We start from the raw sequence: 21,552 nt of genomic DNA, 5'->3' as shown, positions 1-21,552 counted from the left end.
CGTCCTCGTCTCCTCGATGCCCAGACCACGTCGTCCACACCTCTCCCGTCGCGACTCACCGGTGAGCGCGACTCACGAACTGCGACGCTAGCTGGGCCGCCTCGACCTCCGCAAGCCTTTTCGGAATTTTCGGCGCGACCGAAACCGGACGACCGTCACGCGCGGCGTCGCCGAGACGCGACGACCGCGCCGATCGCGACGACGATCCCGAGAGCGGATGCCGCGAGCGGAACACCGAGCGCGATGCGAGTCGCCTCGAGGGGAGCCGTCCCGTCGGCCGCCAGGGCCATGAGCACCGCACTCGTCGCGGCGAGCCCGATCGCCGCCCCGAACTGGAACGCCGTGTAGAGCAGTCCGCCGCTGAGCCCCTGGTCCTCGTCGGCGACCCCGTCGGTCGCCGCGACCGTCAGCGGGCCGTACGCGAACGTGAACGCGAGGCCGAGGGCCAGGAAGCTCGGGAACATCGCCGCATATGTCCAGTCGGGACCGACCGGGAGGAACAGCAGGAAGGATGCCGCGGCGAACGCGAGTCCGCCGAGCGTCACCGGCCACAGCCCGAACCGGGCGACGAGCCGAGGGGTGAGGGTGGGCGCGAGGATCGCGTCGATGCCCAGCACGAGCATCGCGAGCGACGACTGCAGCGCGGTCCATCCGAGCTGCTCCTGCAGGTACAGCACCACGAGGAACTGGAACCCCATGAACCCCGCCGCGAGCGAGGCGGCGCCGGCGTAGGCGCGCAGCAGCGGCATCCGGCGCAGGAATGACAGGCGAACGAGCGGCTCCTGCGCGCGGCGCTCGATGGCGACGAATGCCGCGAAGAGCCCGGCACTCGTGATGGCGAGCGAGGCGGTCACGATCGGATCGGCGTGCGAGGACTGCTCGATCGCGGCGATGAGCGTGAGGAACGCGCCCGTCACGGTCACGGCGCCCGCGACATCCGCTCGCCCCCGCTTCGGTCGGTCGGATGTCACGCGATCGCGCGGCACGAACGGCACCGCAAGCAGGAGCAGCACGATGGACACCAGCACCGGCGCGAAGAACACCCCCAGCGCCAGCCGAGCATCGTGAGCAGTCCACCGGCGACGAGCCCCATCGAGAACCCGGCTGCGCCGATGCCGGCATAGATGAGGAGCGCCTTCGTGCGCAGCGGCCCTTCCTCGAAGCTCGTCGTGATGATCGACAGGCCGGCCGGCATCATGAAGGCCGCCGCGATGCCGGTCACGGCACGCGCGGTGAGCAGCATCCACGACTCGGTGGCGAGCCCGCCGAGCCCCGAGAAGACGATGAACACCGTCAGCGACACCAGGAACACGCGGCGGCGACCGAGCAGGTCGGCGGTGCGCCCGCCGAGCAGCATGAAGCCGCCGTAGCCGAGGATGTACGCGCTCACCACCCACTGGAGCTCGCCCGTGGCGAGGCCGAGGTCGGCTCGGATGACCGGGAGCGCGACGCCGAACATCGCGATGTCGACACCCTCGAGGAATGCTGCCCCGCACAGCACCACGAGCAGCCCGAGCGCGCGGCCCCGGATTCGGTGGTCGCCGGATTGCCCGGTGAGTGGTGCCGTGTCGGTGCTCATGCAAGTGCTCCCTTGGTTACTTCTTGTGCCTGACCACATCCTGCGTCACTATGGAGGCATGAGGGAAGACGGCACTTCGAAGTCACTCGGTACCCATGAGGGAACCGACTGGAACGACGCGTTCCAGTGGGACGCTCGTGAAGACTGCGAGGTGCGGCAGATCCTCGACCGCATCGCCGACAAGTGGTCGCTGCTCGTGATCGCCCTGCTCGACGACCGCACGATGCGGTTCACCGAGCTCAAGCGGCTCATCGACGGCATCAGCCAGCGCATGCTCACGGTCACGCTGCGCCAGCTCGAGCGCGACGGCATGGTGCGGCGCACGGTGCATCCCGTCGTGCCGCCGCGCGTCGACTACGAGCTCACCGACCTGGGCCGCTCGTTGCACGCGACCGTGCAATCGCTCGTCGTCTGGACCGAGCGGCACCAGGAGGACATCGCCGAGGCCCGCGGCCGATATGACAAGGCGAACGCCGAGGTGCTCGTCACCGAAGCGGTCGGGGGCCACTGACGCATACGGTGAAGTAGCCGCCCCCTGTCGGGCCGGCCACTTCACCGCATCGGGGTCACCCGTCGGCGTCGCTACGCACCCGTCCGCCGGCGCCTGCGACTCCTGTTGCGCAGGAGCGCGAACACCCCGAGCGCCACGAGCACGCCGAGGACCGCGAGGGCGAGCGGCCGGAACGTCTCCGCCCACGGCCACGTCGGACCGTCGAGTGTCAGGCCGTCGATGGGGTACTCGAGGGTCTTCGCCGCCCACCGCGCGGTTGCCACGTCGGTCGTCCGCGCAAGGTCCCGCAACACGGCGTCGAACGCGAAGCCCGGCTGATGGTGGGGATACACCGGCTCCATCCCCGGGATGACGTCATGGTCGGTCGTGCCGGGGACGACGAGACGATCGAGTCCTGCCCCGGTGTCGGCGCGGGGCACGAAGGTGAGTCCGTGGCGGGACCGCACGGGCCCGTCGCCCACCGCCACCGTGCCCACTGCCAGCGACTGCCCGTAGGTGTCGAACACCGAGGCGAGCTCGAGCTCGCCGACCCCGTCGGTGAGCTGGACGCCGATTCGCGGTCGGTCCCAGCCGAACGCGGTGTTGAACGCCACGACGGCATCCGACGGCGCGAGCCGCGCGTGCTCCATGCGAGCCGGACCGTCGGAGTCGTAGTGCGGCCACTCGATCGCCCTCGCGGCGTCAGCCGCGACATCCGCTCCGGCCAGGCGCTCCACGATATGCAGCGTGCCGTCGATGCCCGACAGGATGCCGGCCGTGCTGACCACGTCGCCGTCGTCGACGTACCTCGTGCCCCGCACCCAGTCGACGGCTGGGTAGGTGTGCTCCCACTCGTCGAGGCGCAGCCAGTGCGCGGTGGCCTCGTGGCCGTCGAGGAGACCGGCCGAGGCGACCACGGCGGCTCCGTTGCAGACGCTGAGGAGCAGAGCTCCACCGTTCGCCTGGGCCTCGAGCCAGTCGGTGACGGGCTTCGTCGTGGGCCGGCCGACGTCGGGCATGGCGGGAACCACGACGAGGTCGGCCGACCCGCCGAGAAGATCCTCGAGACCCGCGAAGGTGAGGTCGGGCACGAGGTCGAGCCCGCCGGTCAGCGGCACCGGGTGCGCCTCGGATGCCACGGTGTAGACGTTGAACGCTCCCGTCGTGGCGAGGATCTCGAAGGGGGCGAGCGTGTCGGACACGACGGCGCCCCGCTCACCGACCACGACGACGGCCGTGGGCTTGGCCGGGTCGTGCTCCAGCGGCGCGGGGGATGCCGTGGCGCCGTCGGTGCGCGGGGCGTTGAGAGCGCCCAGCGCGCCGATGACGGAGGAAGCACCGAGCGCCACAGGCAGCGCCGCGGCGGCGAGCACGAGCACGACGACCCTGAAGAAGGCACGCATGCGGCTCACCACCCGTACTCGTGGCGGCGTCGCAGCATCGCGACCAGCATGGCCGGCAACATGAGCACGTGGCCGGCCGTCATGAACGCCATGGCCGACAACAGGCCGGTCCAGTGCAACGGCAGCACCACGAGGAACGACAGGTACATCGCGGCGGACATCTCGGCGATGGCCGGCAGGCCGTGGCCGCGGATCCGCATCCAGACGGCCATCCCGATCGACATGTCGGTGGCCATCACGAGCGCCTGCGCGGTCGTGTTCTCGCTGAGACCGGGCCACGCCCACGACCAGACCGGACCCAGCACGACCATGCCCACCACCATCGCGATCACCATCTCGATCCCGTGCAGCGCGAACCGGAGCGCGGACGGTCGGTGCACGGTCGTCTCTTCGTGGTTCATCTCGACTCCTCTTGCGATTCCACTGTTCGGACACAGGAATCCTCGACGAGGAGCATGGGCTGCGGCAGGTGCCGAAGGTCATGCGCAGGGTCACGTTCGGGGGTGACCGACTCATGCATGCCAGAGGCAGAGGCAGAGGTTCAGAGGATGCCGAAGTCCCGCGCGCGGAGCGCCGCCTGCGTGCGGTCGCGCACCTCGAGCTTCGACAGCACGCTGGTGACGAGGTTCTTCACGGTGCCCTCGGCGAGGAAGAGGGCGCCGGCGATCTCGCGGTTGCTTCGGCCCTCGCCGAGCAGCCGCACCACGTCGACCTCTCGTTCGGTGAGCGGATGCTCCGGCGGCGGAGTCTCCTGCGGCATCCGAGCCACTCGTGCCACGACCTTCGCGGCCACCGACGGCTGCAGCACCGACTCCCCCCGTGCTGCGGCGACGATCGCCTCGACGAGCCTCGCCGACGACACGTCCTTGAGGAGGTACCCGACCGCCCCCGCCCGCAGCGCGGCGAAGACGTCCTCGTCGTCGTCGAACGTCGTCAGGGCGAGCACCTGCACGTCGGGCTGCTCGGCTCGGAGGCGTGCGGTAGCCGCGATTCCGTCGAGCACCGGCATCCGCAGGTCCATGAGCACCACGTCGGGACGGAGCTGACCACTCCGGCGCACCGCCTCCTCGCCGTCGCCCGCCTCGCCGATCGCCTCGATGCCCGGCTGCACCTCCAGCAGGGTCGTGAGCGCCTCGCGGAAGAGCGCCTGGTCGTCGGCGATGAGCACGCGGATCGTCATCCCGGCACCTCCACGGTGAGGGTGAGCCCGGTGGCGCCGGCCGGGTCCAGCGACATCCGGCCGCCGAGGTTCGCCATGCGCTCGCGCAAGCCGGTGAGCCCGAAGCCGGCACCCGCCTGCTCGGGGAGTCCCCGACCGTCGTCGCGAACCTCGAGCCTGACGTGGTGTTCGTCACGGTAGTCGAGGACGACGGCGGTGGTCGTGGCATCCGCGTGCTTCCGAACGTTCGTGAGGCCCTCCTGAGCCGCACGGAAGAGCGACTCGTCGACGTCCGCGCGGATCGCGCGCGGCGTGCCGAGCACCTCGAGCTCGGTCGGAACGCCCGCCACGGTCGCCTCCGCGGCGAGGGTCGCGAGCGCCTCGGTCAAGGCCGGCCGGTGTTCCCGAAGGGCGGCGACCGACCGCCGCACCTCCGCGAGGGCCTGCCCTGATTGAGCCTGAGCCTTGGCCAGCATGGAGTCGAGGCGCTCGGGGTCGGCGGTGCGGATGACGGCGCGTGCTGCCTCGAGCAGCATCTGCACGACGGTCAGGTGGTGGCCCACCCCGTCATGGATGTCGCGCGCGAGCCGGTTGCGCTCCTGGATCGTAGCCAACTGCTCGGCTTGGGCGGCATACCCGCGCAACCGCTCGTGCGCCTCGGCGAGGTCGGCCCTGGCCTTGCGCTCGCGCACGAGCAGCTCGGTCACGATGACGGTGAAGGTCGTGACCGCGAGCGTGCCGAGGCCCTCCCGGAGCACATGCGGCCACTGCATGCCGACATGCGCGAGCGGGATGACGGCAGCCACGACGACTGCGGCCGGCAGTGGCAGCAGCAGGACGGCCTGCGAGACGAGGACCACGAGGAGGAGGATGGCGCCCACCGCGGCATCCGAGAGCCAGAACACCACGAAGCCGAGCGCCAGTTGCGCGCAGACGTACCCCCCTGCCCACCAGGCCGAGCGTCCCTGGACGACGCGGAACCCGAAGACGGCGAGCGCGGAGTAGATGAGACCGACCACCAGCGTCGGCAGGATCTGCTCGAAGCTCGCGGACCCGATCGACAGCGTCAGGTACGCGACGACGGTGAGGATGGCCAGTGCCCACTGCACCGTTCCACCTTGGAGGACGTGGAGTTCCGGGTCAACCAGCCCAGGGGGATCGGGGTCAGCGGGTTGCCCGTGTCGACGTAGAGCACGCCACCGGGGACGATGGCGCGACGCAGCCGCGCGATGGCCTCGTTGTAGAGCTTCGGGTGGCGTCCGTCGAGCGCGCCGACCCGACACGCGAACGCGAGGTCGAAGCGCGGCACTCCCTCGGGCAGCTCGAACGCTTCCACGGGCTCGCACAAGGTCGACAGCGTTCCCGCATCCATCTCGCGGCGACATGCTCGCTCGGTGAGTTCAATGCCCGTCTGGGAGCGATCGAGCACGAGCACGTGGCCGGTGGGGCCGACCTTCGCGGCAACTGCACGGGCCGCGGCGCCCGGGGCGCCACCGACTTCGAGCACTCTCATGCCCGGTGCGAGCGGCAGCGCGTCGACGACATTCTGAAGGCGGGTCGAAAGCTCAGGCACGCGAACTCGCCTCGGTGGCCGCTGGACGGACGAAGAACATGGAATTGCCGGTCATCGATCCATTTTGGCCCGAGGAACGACTGATCTGGCAAGCGAATCTCTTGAAGTAGCGAGGGCGGGACTCGAACCCGCGACACCACGATTATGAGCCGTGTGCTCTAACCACCTGAGCTACCCCGCCGGGTAGGCCCCGCGGCAAACGCCGAGAGAACCAGAGCCCCGAGTCAGGATTGAACTGACGACCCCTTCCTTACCATGGAAGTGCTCTACCACTGAGCTATCGGGGCGTGCTGCCGCAATCGGCAACCGTACGAGGATATCACTTCGCCGACCGTCGTCCGAACCGGCGCCAAAGGTTGCTCGGACCCGCGCGCGACGAGTCCCACACCCCGATGTCGATACCCCAAATCGGGGTACACGGGCCGGATTCAGGGCTAGCCCGCATATGCGCGATTCCGCGCGAGGACTATCGTGACTCGTGTCGGTCGGGAACCGGCACGACCGTCTTCTGGGGGGCACGACGGTGCACCACGTCATCGAGGATCTACGCGTCGACGGGCTCGCGCCCGCACGTGTTCCGTCGCGCCTCGCGCGTCGGCTCGACGCGTCACGCGTGTTCATCGTGGGCGCGTGCGGCGCAGGCAAGACGACGCTCGCGCGTCGGCTCGAGGCATCCGCAAGCCGGGGCGGGCTCGTCGTGCAACTCCGGGCGGAGCACGCCGTGCCGGCCGTGGCCGACGCGGTCCTCGACGAGGCCGTGACGAGGAGCCCCGCCCTCCTCGTGCTCGACGACGCGCACCATCTCATGGGCGGCGCGGCCGAGCCGGTGCTCGAACGACTGGTCGCGAATGTCGCGGCGGTGCCGCGCCTCGTCGTCGCCTCGCGCGTTCCGCCGAGCGTGGCCGTCGCCCATGCGGCACCCGACGCCGAGGTCATCACGACGCGCGACCTCGCGCTGCGCATCGACGAGATCGCCGAGGTCTTCCACGACGTCTGCGGATGCCCGCTCAGCCTCGAGCACGCCTCGAGGGTCGCGAGCGAGACCGCGGGCTGGGCCGCCCTCGTGCGCCTGCTCGCGGTTCGCGCCGGCCGGTTCCACACCGACCCCGATGACCTCGCCGCGGCCGTCGATGCCGCCCTCGAGTGCGGGTTCGCGGCAGGCTTCCTGGAGGAGCACCTCGGCGCGCTCCCGGCATCCGTCGCCGCCTCCCTCGAGCGCGCGAGCGTCTTCACGACGTTCGAGCTCGCGCCATGCGCCTCGCTCCTCGGCTCCGACGCTGCGACCACCCTCATCACCGCTCTGGACACCGGCGTCGTCGCGCACACCGTGGAGCTCGGCCGGCGCCGCGTGCTCCCGCCGGTGTTGCGCCGCCACTTGCGTTCGCGGTGCGGTGCCGATGAGAAGCTGATGACGGATGCCCCGTCGGCAGTGCCCGCGACGAACGCCGACACCCCGTCCGCCGGCTCCCTGGCCGCCGTGTGGGCCGCCTCGGCCACGAGCGGACTCCCCCGGCGCCACGACGCCGACCCGCTCGCCGACGCCGTGCGACGCCTTCGCGCGGGCGACGTCGTCGGCGCGGTGCCGCTCCTGCACCGCTCGGCGCGATCCGCCGATCCCGAGCGCCGCACCGCGATCCGGCTCGCCCTCCTCGTCATCCGCGCGCCCCTGTCGTCGCGCGACCTCACGCTCGATGCGCTCGCCGCACTCGAACGCGACGCGCTCGCGCTCGGCCTGCCCCGGCTCGCCCGGCTCACGCGTGGTGCGATCGCTGCGGCATCCGCTCGCCCCGACCGCGCGGTGCGCTCGGTCGTCGAGGAGTGCGAGGTGCGCGGCGACGAGGCGGGCGCGGCGATCGTCGTCGGGATCGACCACCTGATGCGACTGCGCGGCGGACGCGCCACGACGGGGCAGGCGGCGGCGCTCGCCGATCGCGCGAGCCGCCTCGGTGCTGCGGATGTCGCGGCGTGGGCCGAGGCATCCGCTGCCCTGATCGCAGCGATCGCCGGCTCGCCGCACGCACGCGAACTCATCGTCTCGGCGGAATCCGCGTCGATCGCGACGGGACTCGGCGCGGCCGCCGCGCTGCTCGACGCGGCGCAGGCACTGTCGGATGCCTCGGGCCGGTCGCATGACCGTCTCGCCTCGTCGAGGCGCGTCGCGCTCGCGGCGGGGATGCCGCGGCTTCCGATCGACCTCCCGCGCGTCTCGACGACCGCACCCTCGCGCCCGGCCATCGCTGCCGCGCGAGCCACGACCCGTCGGCCGCATGTGACCGTCGGCTGCTTCGGGGGGTTCCGGCTGCAGGTCGACGGCTCGGAGGTCGACCTCAGGGCGGTGCGCCCCCAGGCCCGGGCGCTGTTGCGGATGCTCGCGCTGAACGCCGGCTCGCCGCTGCACCGCGAGATCATCGCGGAGGTGCTCTGGGGTGACCTCGGCATCGAGTCCGCCGTGCACGCGCTGCACGTGAGCGTGTCGAGCCTGCGGCGCGTGCTGCCGGCGCAGGAGCCGGCTGCCGCGGGCTCGATCGTCGAACGTGACGGCGAGGCGTATCGTCTCGGGCTCCTCGACCGGCGCGACTGCGACCTCGCCGACTTCGACGAGAGCCTCGCCGACGCCGCGATGGCGAAGGCACGCCGCGACACCGCGGCCACCGCGAGCGGACTGCGGCACGCGCTCGACCTGTACCTGGGCGACGTGCTCCCCGAGGACGGCCCTGCGGAGTGGGCGATCGGCGCTCGGGAGCGGTACCGCATCCGCGCCGCCGAGGCGGCGACCTCGCTCGCGCACCTCGAGCTGCACCTCGGGTCGCCGAGGGCTGCCGTCGCCGCCGCGAGCCGTGCGGTCGAGATCGACCCGTGGCTCGACGAGTCGTGGCGCACGCTCGTGACGGTGCACGAGCAGTCGGGCGACGTGGTGGCGGCGCGGCGGGCGTCGGACTCGTACCGGCGCATGCGGGTCGCGCTCGGCGTGGAGTGAGCGGGCGTTCGCACCCGCCCGGGCGCCCCGCCACCTCGACCGGTGGCGCTCACCGGCGCTCCGCGCTGCTCGCTCAGGAGATTGGGCGCTGAGCGCGCTGTGAGGTGGGTACGGCGCCCGATCTCCTGCGCAAGGCGCGGCGGGCGGCCCGGTCGGCGGTCAGCGACCGAAGAACTCGACCTCGGCGATCGCGACGTGGGTCGCCTCCGTCGCGCCGTTGGCCGACTCGATCGTGAGGCGCACCGCCACCACGTCGTCGATGCCCAGGTCGATGCGCTGCACCCCGGGCTCATCGGCAAGCGTGACCGTGCGCTCGACGACGGTGCCGGTCGACGTCATCGCGGACACGCGGACGTCGTCGGGTCGCCCCTGCGCGAGGAACTCGGCCTGGTCGGTCGAGGCGCCCGGCGAGATCTGCACCGCCACGAGGCGGAACGGCTCGGCGAAGCTGGCCTCGAGGAACTCCCCCACGGCGGGCCCCGGTGCGGCGGGCGCCCACGAGAGGTTCGCGAAGCCGTCGTGCGCGAGCTCGGGTCCCCGGCCTGCCGCTGCGGTCGACGCGGTGAGTCCCGTGGGATTGCGCGCGGTCGAGGTCGCGATGCGGTCGACGACCGTCTGCGCGAAGTCGCCGATCGGTCCCCGAGCAAGCCAGGCGACCACGGCGAGCGCGGCCACGATCGCCGGGATGACCACCCACCAGGCGCGGAAGCGTCGAGTGCGCACGACCGGGCGGGCGCCGGCCGCGGGCTGCGCCGAACTGACCGGACGCCGATTCGCCGTGGCGCCGAGCGGGGTGGCGCAGCGGCGGCAGAAGTGGCGTCCGGGCGAGTTGCCCGTGCCGCACTGCGGGCAGACGAGGTCGCCGGGCTTCGGACGTTCCGCGGTGGTCGTAGGTCGAGGCTTCGGCCGCGGTGCCACGGCGACGGGCTTCCTCGCGGCCGGGCCTGCGTGCTGCGGCGGCTTGGGTGCGAGCGCGGGGTCGACCACGGGCTCCGGCACGGGCTCGGGCGCGGGCCGCTCGGGCACGGGCTCGGGCTCGGGCCGCTGGGACACGCGCTCGGGCTCCGGCACGAGCTCTGGCTCGGGCGGCTCGGGCGCGGGCCCGGGCGCGGGCGCGGGCGCGGGCTCCTCAGCAGCAGGCTCGTGCGGTCTACTGGCCAGTTCTGCATCCTTTGGATGCCCCAGAGGGCGCCGTACTGACCAGCGGGCCTCGCGGTGAGGGGCGGGCGGCGCCACCGTTGCGGCGAGGGTCGGGGCCGCGGGCGGAGCGGTCGGCGCGGCATCCGGTGCAGGCTCGGGCTCGGGCTCGGGCTCGGGCTCGGGCTCGACCTCCGACTCGGGCGCCGGAACCGCCGACGCCGAAGCGCCAGCAACCGGCGCGACGGATGCCGCGGCATCCGTCGCCTCCCACGCGAGGTACGCCCCGCACTGGCCGCAGAAGTCGTCGTCGGCCTCGTTCTTCGCCCCGCATTCCGGGCACCGCACGGTGCCGCGCACGGTCTCGCTCATGATGCCCTCCCCCGAACGGCCACCTGAAGCTCCACGGGCAGGTGCGCGGGCACGACGCCCGCCGCGACGCGCTCGAGCCGGCGGCGGATCGACGGCTCGTCGCCGTCGGGCACAGTGATCGAGATGCGCACCGCGGCATCCGCTGTACCGGGAAGGCTGCCACCGGGGGTGGCCGACCACGACACCCCGCCCGACTCGGCGACGTCGATGACCGCGTCGGGGCCGGCGGCGAGCTGCACGGCGTCGCGGATGCCGCCGACCGTGCCGGCGCGACGGTGCAGCGCCGCCGCGTCGGCGATGATGCGCCGTCGCTGTGCTTCGGGCCACTCCTCGTCGACCGCGATGTCGACCCATCCGGCGAGCCAGTCGACGAAGTCGGACGGCGCGTACTCGGGAGTCACGTAGGCGGCGAGGTTGTCGAGCGCCGCGTACACCGGGGCGACCGCATCGTCGAACGCGGGCAGGAAGCGCTGCAGGAACTCGTCCTCCTGCAGGATCGCGGGGAGCCGCGTGATGAGGGGCACGGGGCTCGTGAGGCCGGGAACCATTCCGCGCATCTCAGACTCCCGCCGTGACGCGCACCCGGTGCTCGAAGCTGAACACGAGCGAGTTGGGGGCGAGGTCGATGCGCTGCACGGGCTCGCCGCGCTTGCCCGTGACGGGGTCGGCCGCGAACAGCAGCACCTCGTCGACGATCTCGGTGCCGGCGAGCGACTGCAGCACCGAGTACACCTCGCCGGCGAGCACGGGTCGGCCGAACGGCCAGCCGGTGCCGTCTGCGCCACCGCGCACCGGGTCGAAGTGGCGGTAGAGGGCGGCCTGCGCCTCCTCGCGGAGCGACTCGACGGCGACGCGCGGCTTGGCGGCGAGCTTCGCGACGACGGTCACGCCCTGGTAGTCGGGCGGCTCGATCGCGAGCCGGGTCCCGGCGGGCCTGCGGGCGTCGAGGTCCTCGGCGATGGCCGCGAGCGTCTCCTCGGCGGGGATGAGGTCGGCGAAGGCGGCGCGGCCGCCCGGTCCGACGGCCACGGTCGGCACGACGAGCAGGCGCACGCCGAGCTGCTCGCCCTTGCCGGTCAGCGCCACCGCGTTGGCGCGCGCGATGCCCGGCGCCGCGCGCTTCGCGAGCTGCTCGTAGTCCTCGAGCGTCACCGCACGGTCACGCGTGCGCAGCGCGAGCGGCCCGCGCAGCTTCGCCTCGTCGATCGTCTCGCCGTCGGTGCCGTCGCGGGCGGCGGCGCGGTTCACGGCGCTGCTCACGAACGGCACCGTCGAGCGCAGCACCGAGAGCGCCCCGGCCGCGACGTTGCCGCGACGGCCGCCGCCGACGCGGTACTGCGGCACCCGCAGCGGTGCGCCCTTCGGCGGCACGGCGCCGTAGCGGCGGAGGCTCCCGTCGCGCTCGCGCACGGCGGGCGGGAAGGTCACGGTGCCGCGAGCCCGGTCGACGGTGACCTCCCGCGCGTCCTGGTCGGATCCCGCGAACGAGTCGACCTCGGTCCAGGGCTCCCAACCGCTGCCGCTCGCGACCTCGACGACGAGCGGCTCGCCGTCGTCGACGACGGGGTGCTCCTGGAGGGGGAAGGTCTGCCCCGGCACGCCCTCCGACAGGCCGAGGATCTCGTCGTCGACGGTCCTCGCGTGCACGGCGTGCGCGACGCCGCCGACGGTCACGGCCGAGGCGGCCCGCACGAGCGGCGACGCCGTGTAGGTCGGCACGCCCTCCTCGCGCTCGACGAGGCGGCAGCGCAGCCACCCGGCGCGTTCGTCGCCGATGACGGATGCGACGTGCCCGCCGGGCACGATGACGACGACGTCTCCGGGGCGATTGAGCCCGCCGGTGCCGTCGGCCACGAGGTCGCAGCCCACCCAGCCTGCGGCCGTCCACGCCTCCCAGACGATCGGCGGGTCGAGCGGGTTGACGCCGACGCCGCGCACGGCGCAGTCGAGTCGCAGCGAGATCGCGAGCCCGGCGGCCTGGTCGTCGAGGCCGAGCAGGAACTCGTCGCCGATCTTCGGCTTGGCGGCGAACGTGTCGAGGGTGTCGTCGCCGAGCGTCGCGCCGCGGACATACGGCTCGGCGTCGCCCGATCGACTGCCGATCACGGTGAGCTCGCGCGGCGGAATAGAGAGCTCGGCCGTGGTCTGGAACACGATCGATTCGGTCTGCTCGGTGCGCGGTGTGCCGACCTCGGTACGGTCGGGCACCACGACGGTCTCCTTGCGGGGCGCCGAGAGCCACAGCACCACGTCGGTCGTGGCGGCCGCCGGCGGGTAGAGCGTCGTGCCGATGAGGTCGAGGAACGCGATGTAGAGCTTGTCGGGCACCCGGTTCAGCCGGTAGAAGAGCTCGTCGGTCATGAAGGCGAACGTCTCGATGAGCGTGACGCCGGGGTCGGACACGTTGTGATCCGACCACTCGGGGCAGCGCAGGGCGACGAGGCGCTTCGCGTCGTCGACGAGGTCCTGGAATCGGCGATCGTCGAGGTTCGGGGCCGGGAGGGTCATGGTGTTCCTTCCTGCTCGCGGTTGGGGATCACGTAGAACGGGAAGACGAGGTTGCGCGGGTCGTTGCCGCCGCGGATGCGGTAGCCGACGTCGATGAGCAGGATCCCCTCGTCGACCGCGTCGAAGGTCACGGCGACGCCGGTCACGTCGATGCGCGGCTCCCAGAACCGCAGCGAGGTGCGCACGGCGTCGCCGATGGCGCCCGCCGTCGTGGCATCCGCCGGTGCGAACACGTAGTCGTGCACGGCGCACCCGAACTCGGGCCGCATCGGCCGTTCGCCGGGCGCCGTCGCGAGGATGAGCCGGATGCTCTCCTCGATCTCGTGCTCGTCGGAGGACAGCGCGATTCGGCCGGTCGCGTCCGCGCGCACGGGGAACGACCAGCCTCGCCCGACGAACTCCTGTGACATCCGCTCACTCCTCAGTTGATCTTCACGAGACTGCCCTTGACGACCGCCATGCCCGACGACGAGAGCTCGGCGCTCGCGGTGCCCTTGACGGCGACGTTCGCCCCCGCCACGTCGACGCCCAGGTCGCCCGAGACCTTGACGTTCGCTCCGGAGATCGTGAGGTCGCTCGTCGCGGCGAGCTCGATCTTCATCGCCTGCAGCTTGAGCGTGCCCTGGTCGGCGGCGATCGTGGCGTTGGCCTCGGTCGTGATCGTGGCGTCGCGCTTCGCGGTGACGGCGACGGGTCCTTCGGCGATGATCTGGATGCCCTTGTCGCCGTTCTGGGTGAGCGTGACGTGCTGTGCGCCCTCGTTCGTCGAGACCCGCAGCAGCTCCTCGCCGGATTTCTCGAGGAACTCGACGACCATCCCGGTGCGCGAGGTGAAGCTGCGGCGCACGACCTCGCCGTTCTCGATGAACTGCGGCCAGCCGCCCTTCGGCTGGTCCTTGCCGTTGTAGAGGCCGCCGAGCACGTAGGGCCGGTCGAACTGCCCGCCTTCGAACGCGACGAGCACCTCGTCGCCGACCTCGGGCATCACGACGGTGCCCCGCTCGGCTCCCGCGCCGAGCTGCACGACCCGCGCCCAGCCGCTCACGTAGTCGTCCGACAGCCAGGGGAACGCGAGCCGCACCCGACCCTCACGATGCTGGGCATCCTGCGACGCGTCGATGTCGCTGACGATCGCGACAGCGACGCCCTCCATGGGCGGTGCCCGGTGCGCGGCGTGCGGCCCGGTTCCGAGGCCGAAGAGCGAGCGGTCGGATGCGTCGCTGACGGTCACGCTCGTCGTGTACCCCTGCTCGCTGCTGAAGTCGTGCTTCGACTCGGTGACCGTGTAGCGACCGTCGAACGGCGTGCCGAACCCCGAGAGTCGCACCGCGGTGCCCGAGCGGATGCGGGAGTTGCCGAGCAGCTGCGCCTCGATCTCGGCGAAGCCGCCGGCGATGCGCCCCGCGAGCGACGTGGCGCGGTCGTCCTGTGACTGCTGCGTGCCGGTTCCGGTCGGGCTCACGTAGCGCGGGCTCGGGAACGCGCCGGCGACCTTCACGGGGTCGGTCTCCGGCAGCTGCGCGGTGAGGGTCTTCGCCGGGGCCACCGAGACGACCTTGGCCTTCTGGGCGACGTCCCAGCCGCGCACCTCCACCTCGGCGACCTGCTCGGCGCTCGTGACCGTGGCGTGCAGGTAGAGGGTGTTGCGTCCGTGCTCGATGACGACGGGGTCGTCTCGGGCGCCGCCCTGGCCGGCGGCGGTCGACGCCTCCGTCGGCGGCCCGAAGTCGAGGCCCTGCTCGCCGAGTGAGAAGACGCAGCCGTTCGCATCGGCGAGGCGCTTGAGGAACGCCCAGTCGCTCACGTTGTCCTGCGTGACCTGCTTCATGATCTGCGACGGCGCCTCGACGCGGCTCACCCTGATGCTCGCCCGCTGGGCCACGGTCCTGACGATGTCCGAGGGAGTGCTGTCGAGGTAGGCGGCGACCCGCCGCCCGCGGAACAGCCGGTGCGAGCGGTCGAGCCCGCGCACCCGGGTGCGCAGCTCCCCGCCGACGTCCTCCCGGTCGAGCGCCGTGACCTCGGCGTCGAGGAGCTTCTGCGGACCCTGCGTGCCGTTCTCCGAGACGCTGAGGGTGACGGATGCCCCGATGCTGAACCCGCCCCGTTCGAGCACGATGCCGGCGGCGTCGACGAACTCGAGCTCGAACGAGTCGGGCAGGTTCGCGGCATCCGTGACCCGGCTGCGCTCGAGCAGCCCCGCCACCTCGGGGGCCAGCGGGCTGCCGTTCACGGCGACGAGCAGGAGGCTCGTGTAGGTCTCAGTTGAGGGCACGGGCCACCTCCTTGCGGGCGAGCTCGCGGCCGTTCGCGTCGGCGAGCTCGTCGGGGGCCGGGATCAGGATCGTGTCGCCGGGCCGCAGCCGCAACGGATCGTCGACGCCGTTGACCTCGGCGAGCGATCGCCAGAGTGCGGCGTTGCCGTATTCGCGGTAGGCGATCGCGGGCAGGGTGTCGCCCTCGCTCAGGGTGTGCGCGTTGCGCGGCTGCAGGCCGCCCGAGGTGGGGTTCTGCTTGCCCTGTTCGCTCGCGAGCTCCTCGAGCGCGACGGTGCACACGGCGCGGAGCGGGGTGCCGTCGGGCGAGAACAGCGTGTACTTCGCCGAGACGCTCTTGACGTACCCGGTGAATCCCGTGAAGAGTCCCCACTTGAACACGACCCAGGGCGCCGAGGGCTTCTTGGTGCTCGTCGACTTCGCCGTGGGCGCGGTCGTCGCGAGCAGCGCCTCGACCCGCGCGACGACGCTGCCGTCGTGGCTGCGCGTCTCGTCGAAGTACATCTCGACGGTCATCTTCTGCGGATCGGGACCCTGGTAGCTCGCGGGCGGCGCCGACTCGGCCTTCTTCTGGTTCTTGCTCTCCCACTTCGCGGACTTCGCGACGGTGAGCTCCTTCGGGTTCAGCTGGAACTCGATCGTCTCGAGGAGCGCGCCGGCCTTGCCGGGCTTCTCGCCGGGCTCGTGCACCTCGATGGCGGCGTGCACGAGCTTCGTCGTGTCGGAGGCGGTGGAGGTGATGGGCATCGTGATCGCCTCAGTACTCGCTGCCGGTCTTCACGAAGCCGTGGTGCGCGATCTCGAGCGTCTCGGTGAGCACCTTCGGCTGGTCGGGCGTGAACGACGGCCCGGTCCACCGCACCGGCACGACGTCGTGCAGGTCGTAGACCGCGACGGTCTCGCCGGCGGCCGTCATCGCCTTGATGTGGCCGGTGCCGCGGGTCGTTCCCGACGCGGCGGCGACCACCCAGTTCAGGATCTTGTCGGCCGTCTCCTTCGCCACCGGCCGCGAGAGCTTGATGTTCGGGTACTTCAGGCGGGTCGGGAACTGCCAGACGAATCCGTTGTTGCCGCCCTCCTCACGCGTTTCGAGCACGACCTCCACGCCGAGCCCCTCGCAGCTCGCGAAGTCGCCGAGCGCCTCGTCGTCGAGGTGCACGAGGTAGTGCACGCTGACGGCGATCTCGGTGTCGGTGAGCATGTCCGGTCCCCCTTCGCAGTTCAGATTCCATCGATCCGGATGCCGCGGCGTTCACGATCGAGCAGCAGTTCGGCCTTGATCCGGCGCACGAGCGGGCCGTAGAGCTTGCGCGCGAGCTGCTCGACGTTCTCGCCGGCGGGCGCGGGCGGTGCGGGCGCCACCGAGGTGTGCGCCCCGCCCGTGCTGCCCGGTTCGGCGACGGATGCCTCGGGCTCGGCGGGTTCCACCGGCGCCTCGGAGACGGGGGTCGCCGTCTCGGCACGCTGCACCGTCGCGTCGATCGCGCGCTGCACGACGTCCATGCCGGGTGACGCGGCGGCGAGCGGCATCCGCGGGAGCGCCGCCTGCTCGACGCGCTGCCTCGACACGACGGGCATCGCGGCGTCGGATGCCGCGGTCGTGGTGGCCGACGACCTGGATGCGAGCGACCCGACCGGCGCGGTCGACTCCGCACGCTGCAGGGCTGCGACGGCACCTCGACGCTGCGTGCTCGCCAAGCCGGCCGGAGGCTCCGGGTCGCCGCGGCCGATGCTCGGCGCCTCGACGAGACGGGAGACGGATGCCTCGGCCGGCGGCCATCCGAGGCTGAGATCCGCGCCGGCGCCGGTGTGCGCGGCCGACGTCGTGTCGGGCGCGGCCTGCGTCCACCCGGTCGCGGTGTTCGCGTCGCCCGCTGCCCCTGCCGTCGACGACGACGTGCGGGCGGCGCCCGACGCGTTCCAGGCAGGGGCGTGCGCGGCGACCGGCGGCGGTTCGGGCGCAAGGGCACGGGCCACCACGACCCGCCGCGCAGGGACGTGCGACGGCGCGCTGATCGACGGCGTGAGCCGTTGCACGCCGAAGAGCGGCACCGTTCGCTGCACGGGCGAGGACGACGAGAGTCCCGGCAGCCCCGTCGACCGATCACTGCCGCCGGTGCTCGTCGGGCCGGCGGATGCGGCGGATGCGGCCGTCGTGGTGTCGACGACCACGTCGGGGCCGCTGTCCGCCGCCTCGGTCTGCGCGTACGCGTCGACCACGTCGGTGTCGGCGCGAGTGTCGCCGTCGAGAGCGCGCTGCACGGCGACCGGGAGCGCGGGTGCGGGCGGCACCGGGGCCGGGCCGGCCTGCGGGTGCGAGCCCGACGACTCCGGACGCCCGCCATCGCGCGCATGATCGCCGAACGGCGCCTCCGCCGCGGATCCGAGCGGCGACTCGAGTGGCGACGTACCGAGGAGGGGCGCCCGCCCCGGCTCCTCGCGCTCGCGCTGCACCGACCCCGCCGGCGACTCGACGGTCTGCTCGGGCGCGGCCGCCGAGTCGGCGGGGTGCTCCGGCTCGCGCGACGAATCCGCGGGAGTCGGCTCGCGACGTGCCGCCTCGCGCGGGCCGACCGACGGCCCGACGGCCGCTCCGGCCGCCGAGGGAACCTCGGTCGACCGCTGCAGGGACCGCGGCGGGAGCGGCGCCCCGAGGCCCGGCCGGCGAATCGAGCTCGGCGACGACGCGAGCGTGACGGATGGCGACGCCGCCGCTCGGGCGATCGGCGGCGAGTCCGCGGAGGAGCGCTGCAACGTCGGGCGCACGAACGGCGCCGGCGCGTCACGCTGCGGCGTCGTCGACGGTGCGCCTGGAGGCAGCGATGAGGATGGCGGGGCAGCCGACGCGCTGCGCCTCGGCGACGCGGGATCCGCCGCGGTCGGCAGCCCGTCCGCGAGCGTCGGCACCGACTCGGCGGGTTCTGCGGCGAGCGCGGGCGCGGTGGCATCCGGAACCGCCTCGACCTCGGGATCGGCCATCGGCGACGCAACGGGCGAGTCGAGCGATGCGGAGTCGTCGACACGCTGGGCGACCGGGCGAACCGGCGCAGCGGTCACGGGGCGCGGCAACAGCGTCAGGTCGGTCGCGACGGCGCGCTGCACGGGAATGCCGAGCGTGCGGTCGTCGACCGCGACCGTGCCCGACGGCGCCGTGTCGTCGACGAGGTGGCCCATCGATCCGAGCGACGCGGGCACCGCGCGCGTCGGCAGCGTCGACACGAAGGCCGGACGCAGCGTCGCCGGCGGGGCATCCGCCACCTGCCGTTGCAGCGGCGGGAGGAACGCCCAGCCCGCGGGCCGCGTCGGCGCCGGGGCATCCGTCACCGGCCGCTCGGGTCGTTGCCAGGGCCACCGCACGGCTCAGCCCCCTTCGGACAACCGGGTGTTGATCGCGGCGATCTCGTGCACGTAGCGGAGTCGCTCCGCGTGCTCCATGTCGAGGATGTCGTCGAGCGACCAGTGGAAGTGATAGGCGACGTACGCGACCTCCTCATGGATTCGGTCGGCCGCGTACGTCATGATTCCCCCAGGCGCCCGCCCGCGAGATCGGCCGTGAACCGGTGCGAGCACTCGGGGCACGTCACCGCGATGCGGGTGTGCCCCTCGGCGTTGATCCGGCGGTAGAAGTCCTGCAGGAACGCGACATCCGACGCGAACATGTTCTCGATCACCGAGCCGTCGACCGAGCCGAGCGTGCCGAGCGAGGTGATCACCCGGCCGAGCAGCACGACGGTCGTGTAGGCGGCGTTCTCCTGCACCCGCGCGTCGTAGAGCGGCAGCAGCTCGTCGCGCGCCGTCGCGAGCCGCATGACGCCGCGGCGATGCACCGTGCCGTCGGGACCGAGGTAGCCGCGCGGCAGCTCGAACGCGAACTCCGTGCGCATCGCGCCGTCATCGCCCTGCCCGGGCGCGTCGGAGCTCGCGCGGGTGGCGATGACGCGCTGCATCACTTCACCGTCGACTCGTCGAAGCAGACGACGAACTTCTCGGTGGCCTGCTCGGCCGCGCCCGCCTTCAGCGAGTTCAGCTCGACGCTGCGCACCCAGCAGTTCATGAACTCGTACGTCTTGATGGTCTCGCCCTTGTAGTCGAGCAGCGCCACCGACGCGGTCTTGCGCGCTCCGGCGACGTCGCCCTCCATGACGACCTTCAGCCAGTCGGTGACGGTCTTCGAGTCGGTGAGGCCGCGCGTGACGGTGAACTCCCCCGGCTTGGCGCGCCCGATCAGCTGGCGCACGATGTACTTGCCGTCGCTCGTCTGCTGCTTGAGCTCGATCTTGTCGACCTCGTTCTTCAGCCCCGAGACCTCGACGACCTTCGGGATCTCGATGCCGTCGATCGTGACGATGAACGCGTTCGCCGGTGCTGAGTCGAATGGATCCAGTGGCATGATGTCCTCCTCGTATGGGTGCCCTGCGGCTCGGTGGTGGTGGGTTCGCTATTCGCTGACGAGGCTCGTGCCTCCCGAGAACTGCGAGAGCTGGAACACCACGAACTCGGCCGGCTTCACCGGGGCGACGCCGATCTGGCAGACCACCTGGCCCGAGTCGATCACGTCGGCCGGGTTCGTCTCGGCGTCGCACTTCACGTAGAAGGCCTCGTCGGGCGTGCGGCCGAAGAGGGCGCCCTTGCGCCACTCGCCGATGAGGAAGCTCGAGATCGAACGGCTGAGCTTGCCCCAGAGCGCCGGGTCGTTCGGTTCGAACACGGCGAACTGCGTCGCGTTGAGGATCGACTTCTCGAGGTAGTTGAACAGCCGCCGGATGTTGACGTAACGCCAGGCCGGATCGCTCGAGAGCGTGCGGGCACCCCAGACGCGGATGCCGCGCCCCGGGAACGTGCGCAGGGCGTTCACACCGATCGGATTGAGGGTCTCCTGCTCGATGCGGGTGAGCTGCGTCTGCAGCTCGACGACGCCGCGGATGACCTCGTTCGCGGGAGCCTTGTGCACGCCACGCTCGTTGTCGTTGCGCGCCCACACGCCGGCGATGTGCCCCGACGGCGGCATGAACCGGTTCGTTCCCGACACGGGGTCGAGCACCTTGATCCACGGGTAGTAGAGGGTCGCGAACTTCGAGTCGTAGCCGGCGCCGGTGCGGCGCCACTCCCCCGCCTCCTGCGCGGAGAGCTGCGGCGGCGGGTCGAGGATCGCGACACGATCACCCATGAGCTCGCAGTGCGCGATGACCGCGAGCTGCACGGCCTTGACCGTCTCGAGGTCGACGGCGCCCTGTTCGAAGGCGGCCATGAGGTCGGGCACCGCCACCATCGTGACGTCCTCGATCTCCTCGAGGCCGCTGAACCCGGTGCGGTCGGCTGGGCTGCCGATGTAGTTCGCCGCCCCGATGTTGTCGAGCACGATCGGCTCTTCCACGGGCTCCGGAACCACGAGGTCGAACGAGCCGTTGCGCGGCTTCACGGCCCCGGCCGCCTCGTCGACCGTGACCGTCACGAGCTTGGACTCGGCGAGCTTGGTGGCGATGTACGTGGGACTGCTCGCCTTCGGCGACACGTTGTCGAAGACCTCGGGTGCCTTTCCCTCGATCGTGATGGCGACCTTGAAGGCGCCCTCCTCGGGCGACTCGCCACCCGGGTCGTCGATCTCGACCTTGATCGGCTTCGCGTTCGGCGACGCGTTCTTCGCCGTGAAGACGTACGGACCGATCTTCGCCGTCTGCGGACCGCCCGCGAGCTGCTTCTGGTCGCGCTTGAGGCTCCGGCCGCTCACGGCCGCGGTGCCGATGCGCACGACGTAGCAGTTGCCGCCGCCGTTGAGGAAGTACCCGTAGACCGAGTACGCGAGGTAGGCGCCCGGATACAGCCCGCCGAACTGGTCGACGAACTGGGTCCAGTTCGAGACGAGCGTCGGCGTGTTCTCCGGCCCCTTCGGCGCTATGCCGATGAATGCGGCGACCGCGGTGCCGACGCCTTCGATCGGCCGCGTCGCCGCGTCGATCTCCTGCACGTACACACCGGGTGAAAGGTAGGTGGGCATCCCGGACTCCTTCGCTGGATTGCGTGCTTCCAGCGTCGGCGAGCGGATGCCTCGCCGCGCAGTCTTTCGGTGCGTGCGGGCGG

At 72.0% G+C, this 21,552-nt stretch carries 21 protein-coding genes and 2 tRNA genes; 2 read left to right on the top strand and 21 right to left on the bottom strand.

The features are described from left to right. Positions 1–155: 155 nt before the first annotated feature. Together QFZ26_RS11175 and QFZ26_RS11170 are read right to left on the bottom strand one after the other, a co-directional pair. Entirely contained in the window at positions 156–1,028 is an 873-nt protein-coding gene (locus QFZ26_RS11175) for an MFS transporter (RefSeq protein WP_307042082.1), read from the bottom strand. Further along, a complete protein-coding gene (locus tag QFZ26_RS11170; protein ID WP_307042080.1) occupies positions 968–1,579 on the bottom strand; it encodes an MFS transporter in 612 nt (203 codons plus the stop codon). Before QFZ26_RS11170 ends, QFZ26_RS11175 begins: the two co-directional genes overlap by 61 nt. Before the next feature lie 58 nt (positions 1,580–1,637). On the opposite strand from QFZ26_RS11170, the gene QFZ26_RS11165 reads away from it, so the two are divergent. Then, positions 1,638–2,090, top strand: a complete 453-nt coding sequence (locus QFZ26_RS11165; protein WP_307042078.1) for a winged helix-turn-helix transcriptional regulator — start codon at positions 1,638–1,640, stop codon at positions 2,088–2,090. Positions 2,091–2,161: 71 nt separating this feature from the next. Here the strand turns inward: QFZ26_RS11165 and QFZ26_RS11160 are convergent, their stop codons facing one another. The 7 genes from QFZ26_RS11160 to QFZ26_RS11130 all read right to left on the bottom strand — a co-directional run bounded on the left by QFZ26_RS11160 (position 2,162) and on the right by QFZ26_RS11130 (position 6,491). Then, the gene (locus tag QFZ26_RS11160) at positions 2,162–3,472 is read right to left on the bottom strand and encodes a DJ-1/PfpI family protein (protein WP_307042076.1); all 1,311 of its coding nucleotides are present in this window, start codon (positions 3,470–3,472) and stop codon (positions 2,162–2,164) included. Between the two features lie 5 nt (positions 3,473–3,477). Continuing rightward, positions 3,478–3,873, bottom strand: a complete 396-nt coding sequence (locus tag QFZ26_RS11155; RefSeq protein WP_307042074.1) for a hypothetical protein — start codon at positions 3,871–3,873, stop codon at positions 3,478–3,480. Positions 3,874–4,013: 140 nt separating this feature from the next. Beyond that, positions 4,014–4,652: a response regulator transcription factor gene (locus QFZ26_RS11150; protein ID WP_307042072.1), complete on the bottom strand. Its 639-nt coding sequence runs from the start codon at positions 4,650–4,652 to the stop codon at positions 4,014–4,016. Then, positions 4,649–5,740 carry a sensor histidine kinase gene (locus tag QFZ26_RS11145; protein WP_307042070.1) on the bottom strand — a complete coding sequence of 364 codons (1,092 nt, stop codon included), beginning with the start codon at positions 5,738–5,740 and terminating at the stop codon, positions 4,649–4,651. The genes QFZ26_RS11150 and QFZ26_RS11145 overlap by 4 nt, the downstream gene beginning before the upstream one ends. Further along, the gene (locus QFZ26_RS11140; protein ID WP_307042068.1) at positions 5,698–6,204 is read right to left on the bottom strand and encodes a class I SAM-dependent methyltransferase; all 507 of its coding nucleotides are present in this window, start codon (positions 6,202–6,204) and stop codon (positions 5,698–5,700) included. Before QFZ26_RS11140 ends, QFZ26_RS11145 begins: the two co-directional genes overlap by 43 nt. Before the next feature lie 107 nt (positions 6,205–6,311). Then, positions 6,312–6,385 (bottom strand) — tRNA-Met (locus QFZ26_RS11135). Positions 6,386–6,419: 34 nt separating this feature from the next. Beyond that, a tRNA-Thr gene (locus QFZ26_RS11130) sits at positions 6,420–6,491 on the bottom strand. A gap of 191 nt (positions 6,492–6,682) precedes the next feature. Between QFZ26_RS11130 and QFZ26_RS11125 the strand changes: the two genes are divergently transcribed. Beyond that, positions 6,683–9,181 (top strand): BTAD domain-containing putative transcriptional regulator, encoded by a 2,499-nt coding sequence (locus QFZ26_RS11125; RefSeq protein WP_307042066.1) that lies wholly within the window; start codon positions 6,683–6,685, stop codon positions 9,179–9,181. A gap of 159 nt (positions 9,182–9,340) precedes the next feature. On the opposite strand, the gene QFZ26_RS11120 is transcribed toward QFZ26_RS11125, so the two are convergent. From QFZ26_RS11120 to QFZ26_RS11065, 12 genes are read right to left on the bottom strand one after another with little or no spacing between them, the layout of a single operon-like run. Then, the gene (locus tag QFZ26_RS11120; protein ID WP_307042064.1) at positions 9,341–10,690 is read right to left on the bottom strand and encodes an NADase-type glycan-binding domain-containing protein; all 1,350 of its coding nucleotides are present in this window, start codon (positions 10,688–10,690) and stop codon (positions 9,341–9,343) included. Continuing rightward, positions 10,687–11,238: a phage tail protein I gene (locus QFZ26_RS11115; RefSeq protein ID WP_307042062.1), complete on the bottom strand. Its 552-nt coding sequence runs from the start codon at positions 11,236–11,238 to the stop codon at positions 10,687–10,689. The genes QFZ26_RS11120 and QFZ26_RS11115 overlap by 4 nt, the downstream gene beginning before the upstream one ends. A 10-nt stretch (positions 11,239–11,248) precedes the next feature. After that, complete coding sequence (locus QFZ26_RS11110; RefSeq protein WP_307042060.1) at positions 11,249–13,198, bottom strand: putative baseplate assembly protein; 1,950 nt, start codon at positions 13,196–13,198, stop codon at positions 11,249–11,251. Further along, positions 13,195–13,608 carry a GPW/gp25 family protein gene (locus tag QFZ26_RS11105; protein WP_307042058.1) on the bottom strand — a complete coding sequence of 138 codons (414 nt, stop codon included), beginning with the start codon at positions 13,606–13,608 and terminating at the stop codon, positions 13,195–13,197. The genes QFZ26_RS11110 and QFZ26_RS11105 overlap by 4 nt, the downstream gene beginning before the upstream one ends. Before the next feature lie 11 nt (positions 13,609–13,619). Further along, the gene (locus tag QFZ26_RS11100) at positions 13,620–15,473 is read right to left on the bottom strand and encodes a VgrG-related protein (protein WP_307042055.1); all 1,854 of its coding nucleotides are present in this window, start codon (positions 15,471–15,473) and stop codon (positions 13,620–13,622) included. Next, on the bottom strand, positions 15,460–16,221 hold the full coding sequence (locus tag QFZ26_RS11095) for a CIS tube protein (protein ID WP_307042053.1): 762 nt from the start codon (positions 16,219–16,221) through the stop codon (positions 15,460–15,462). Before QFZ26_RS11095 ends, QFZ26_RS11100 begins: the two co-directional genes overlap by 14 nt. A 10-nt stretch (positions 16,222–16,231) precedes the next feature. Next, positions 16,232–16,675 (bottom strand): phage tail protein, encoded by a 444-nt coding sequence (locus QFZ26_RS11090; protein WP_307042052.1) that lies wholly within the window; start codon positions 16,673–16,675, stop codon positions 16,232–16,234. 20 nt (positions 16,676–16,695) lie between these two features. Then, positions 16,696–18,831, bottom strand: coding sequence for a hypothetical protein (locus tag QFZ26_RS11085; protein WP_307042050.1), 2,136 nt, complete (start codon positions 18,829–18,831; stop codon positions 16,696–16,698). A 3-nt stretch (positions 18,832–18,834) separates the two neighbouring features. Continuing rightward, on the bottom strand, positions 18,835–18,993 hold the full coding sequence (locus QFZ26_RS11080) for a DUF6760 family protein (protein WP_307042048.1): 159 nt from the start codon (positions 18,991–18,993) through the stop codon (positions 18,835–18,837). Further along, positions 18,990–19,421, bottom strand: coding sequence for a hypothetical protein (locus tag QFZ26_RS11075; RefSeq protein ID WP_307042045.1), 432 nt, complete (start codon positions 19,419–19,421; stop codon positions 18,990–18,992). Before QFZ26_RS11075 ends, QFZ26_RS11080 begins: the two co-directional genes overlap by 4 nt. Next, complete coding sequence (locus tag QFZ26_RS11070; RefSeq protein WP_307042044.1) at positions 19,421–19,864, bottom strand: phage tail protein; 444 nt, start codon at positions 19,862–19,864, stop codon at positions 19,421–19,423. Before QFZ26_RS11070 ends, QFZ26_RS11075 begins: the two co-directional genes overlap by 1 nt. A 48-nt stretch (positions 19,865–19,912) precedes the next feature. After that, the gene (locus QFZ26_RS11065) at positions 19,913–21,469 is read right to left on the bottom strand and encodes a phage tail sheath family protein (RefSeq protein WP_307042042.1); all 1,557 of its coding nucleotides are present in this window, start codon (positions 21,467–21,469) and stop codon (positions 19,913–19,915) included. Between the last annotated feature and the right edge of the window lie 83 nt (positions 21,470–21,552).

The organism is Agromyces ramosus (assembly GCF_030817175.1).
Taxonomy (GTDB): Bacteria; Actinomycetota; Actinomycetes; order Actinomycetales; family Microbacteriaceae; genus Agromyces; species Agromyces ramosus_A.
The sequence above is the reverse complement of the archived record's forward strand: the minus strand, read 5'-3'. Positions and strand labels throughout refer to the sequence as shown.

What these genes read in the sequence shown, in the direction of transcription:
- QFZ26_RS11170 (WP_307042080.1), bottom strand. Translation starts at nt 1,579, where the DNA reads ATGAGCACCGACACGGCACCACTCACCGGGCAATCCGGCGACCACCGA.
- QFZ26_RS11165 (WP_307042078.1), top strand. Translation starts at nt 1,638, where the DNA reads ATGAGGGAAGACGGCACTTCGAAGTCACTCGGTACCCATGAGGGAACC.
- QFZ26_RS11160 (WP_307042076.1), bottom strand. Translation starts at nt 3,472, where the DNA reads ATGCGTGCCTTCTTCAGGGTCGTCGTGCTCGTGCTCGCCGCCGCGGCG.
- QFZ26_RS11155 (WP_307042074.1), bottom strand. Translation starts at nt 3,873, where the DNA reads ATGAACCACGAAGAGACGACCGTGCACCGACCGTCCGCGCTCCGGTTC.
- QFZ26_RS11150 (WP_307042072.1), bottom strand. Translation starts at nt 4,652, where the DNA reads ATGACGATCCGCGTGCTCATCGCCGACGACCAGGCGCTCTTCCGCGAG.
- QFZ26_RS11120 (WP_307042064.1), bottom strand. Translation starts at nt 10,690, where the DNA reads ATGAGCGAGACCGTGCGCGGCACCGTGCGGTGCCCGGAATGCGGGGCG.
- QFZ26_RS11115 (WP_307042062.1), bottom strand. Translation starts at nt 11,238, where the DNA reads ATGGTTCCCGGCCTCACGAGCCCCGTGCCCCTCATCACGCGGCTCCCC.
- QFZ26_RS11110 (WP_307042060.1), bottom strand. Translation starts at nt 13,198, where the DNA reads ATGACCCTCCCGGCCCCGAACCTCGACGATCGCCGATTCCAGGACCTC.
- QFZ26_RS11105 (WP_307042058.1), bottom strand. Translation starts at nt 13,608, where the DNA reads ATGTCACAGGAGTTCGTCGGGCGAGGCTGGTCGTTCCCCGTGCGCGCG.
- QFZ26_RS11095 (WP_307042053.1), bottom strand. Translation starts at nt 16,221, where the DNA reads ATGCCCATCACCTCCACCGCCTCCGACACGACGAAGCTCGTGCACGCC.
- QFZ26_RS11090 (WP_307042052.1), bottom strand. Translation starts at nt 16,675, where the DNA reads ATGCTCACCGACACCGAGATCGCCGTCAGCGTGCACTACCTCGTGCAC.
- QFZ26_RS11080 (WP_307042048.1), bottom strand. Translation starts at nt 18,993, where the DNA reads ATGACGTACGCGGCCGACCGAATCCATGAGGAGGTCGCGTACGTCGCC.
- QFZ26_RS11075 (WP_307042045.1), bottom strand. Translation starts at nt 19,421, where the DNA reads ATGCAGCGCGTCATCGCCACCCGCGCGAGCTCCGACGCGCCCGGGCAG.
- QFZ26_RS11070 (WP_307042044.1), bottom strand. Translation starts at nt 19,864, where the DNA reads ATGCCACTGGATCCATTCGACTCAGCACCGGCGAACGCGTTCATCGTC.
- QFZ26_RS11065 (WP_307042042.1), bottom strand. Translation starts at nt 21,469, where the DNA reads ATGCCCACCTACCTTTCACCCGGTGTGTACGTGCAGGAGATCGACGCG.